Annotated in this window: 1 protein-coding gene; it reads right to left on the bottom strand. The window is 57.4% G+C overall.

What is annotated here, in order from left to right:
- Nucleotides 1-21: 21 nt before the first annotated feature.
- Entirely contained in the window at nt 22-1668 is a 1647-nt protein-coding gene (locus GGR27_RS19730; RefSeq protein ID WP_168040640.1) for an IS1182 family transposase, read from the bottom strand.
- Between the last annotated feature and the right edge of the window lie 96 nt (nt 1669-1764).

The raw sequence follows: 1764 nt of genomic DNA, 5'->3' as shown, positions 1-1764 counted from the left end.
AACGTGAGACCGTGCAAGAAGTCAGTAGCAAAGCTCAAGCCTCACCAACAAGCGCACCCGCCGCCACACAACCCCTCCTGAGCGCTCACCAGATATTCCAGCTAAATCCACTTTCACACGGCCATTTAGTCCAAACGAAGCAAAATAACTGGATAAACGCCCTCTCAGGCGCTCCAGCAACTCCGATACCCCTAAAATAGACATGGTTCGCCTGATATTATAGCAGGTCGCTATCAAATTGTATTCTCCATCAACCTTTTCCAGACCTTTTACTAAGGTATAATAACCCGTCCAGTGACGCTTGATGGTGCCGAACGGGTGTTCGACGATCGCCTTGCGTTGTTGGTAGATTTCGGGGTGATCTTTGAGCCGTTGCCGGTTGCGGGCTACGGCGGCGGCGTGTTCCTGGCGCGTGATGGTTTGGCCACGGCGTTGTTCTTGAGCGGACTTGCTCAGGCACTTTTCCCGCAGCGGGCAGGCGTCGCAAACGGACTTCGACAGCCGGTAGTTTTGGTACCGCTGCCCCCCCGTTTGCCGGCCACTTTGCCCGGCACCCGCGACCGCGCCCCGCGTCCGAGTTTTGCGTTGGTACCACTTGCCGGAACTTTTCAGTTGCTCGCCGTTGGGGCACGTGTAGGCATCCTCTTTTTCGTCGTACGTAAACTCTTCCGGTGCGTAGCCGGCGTCGGGACGACCGCGGCTGACGGTCCGGCGTTCGGCGACGTAGGGCACCATGCCCAGGGCTTCCACCGCGCCCAGTTCGTCGGTGTTATGGTAGCCGGTGTCGAAAAGTACTTCGGTTCCGTCCTGTAGGTCCAACGTCTCTTTGGCCGCCGCCACCAAACCGCTGAGCGCGTTTATGTCCGTGGTGTTCGTGGCTTCGACGTGGACGATGACCTTGTGCTCCGCGTCGACCACCGACTGGATATTGTAGCCCACCAAAGACTCCGTCCCCTTCGTGACGAGGCTGCGGCAATCGGGGTCGGTCAGGCTGATTTGCGTTTGGTCGTGGACCCGGAGTAGCTCCCGCATCTCTTCGTATTTGACCCGCCGTTCTTGGAGCGCGGCGATCTTTTCCTGGGCCCGGTTTTGCAGCTCGGTTTTGAGCGCGCTGTCCTCCTGTTCGTCGCGGGTGGCGAACTCCTTGAGTGCTTTAGCAATGCCCCGGTCGATGCGTTCCAAACTGCGTTTTAATTTAGGGTCCGTGAAGTTTTTCTTGCTGGCGTTTTGCGCCCGGATTTTGGTGCCGTCGCCGGCAATCCGGTTGCCGGCGATGAGGTCCCACTCCTTCATGAGCAGGACGTATTCGCGAAAGACGGCCTTGAGTTGTTTGGGGTGATCTTTGCGGAAGTCGGCGATCGTGTGGTACTTCGGTTGCAGTCCGCGCAGCATCCAGTGGAGCTCGATGTTGAGTGCACATTCGCGTTGCAGCCGGCGACTGGAGCGGACGCGGTTGAGGTAGCCGTAGAGATATAGCTTTAATAGGTCGCCGGTGGAATAAGCGGAGGCGCCCATTTTACTGACCCGGGGAAAACCTAATTGAATCAAATCGAGCTGGTCGACGAAGGCCGCAATGACGCGGACTTCGGCGTCGGGGGCAACTTTGGCTTCGAGGGGGAGGGGAAAACAGCTTACCTGGGCGGGGTTCTGACCTATTTTTACGGGCATTGGGATCGTCTCTTAGTATAGTCTCAAGATACGACGGAAATGCTGGGGACAAAAGACTTTTTGCACAATCTGACGTTCGCAGCAACGCAGGCCGCC

This window comes from Neolewinella antarctica, assembly GCF_011927835.1.
Lineage (GTDB): Bacteria > Bacteroidota > Bacteroidia > Chitinophagales > Saprospiraceae > Neolewinella > Neolewinella antarctica.
This window is presented reverse-complemented; position numbering and strand designations above follow the sequence as displayed.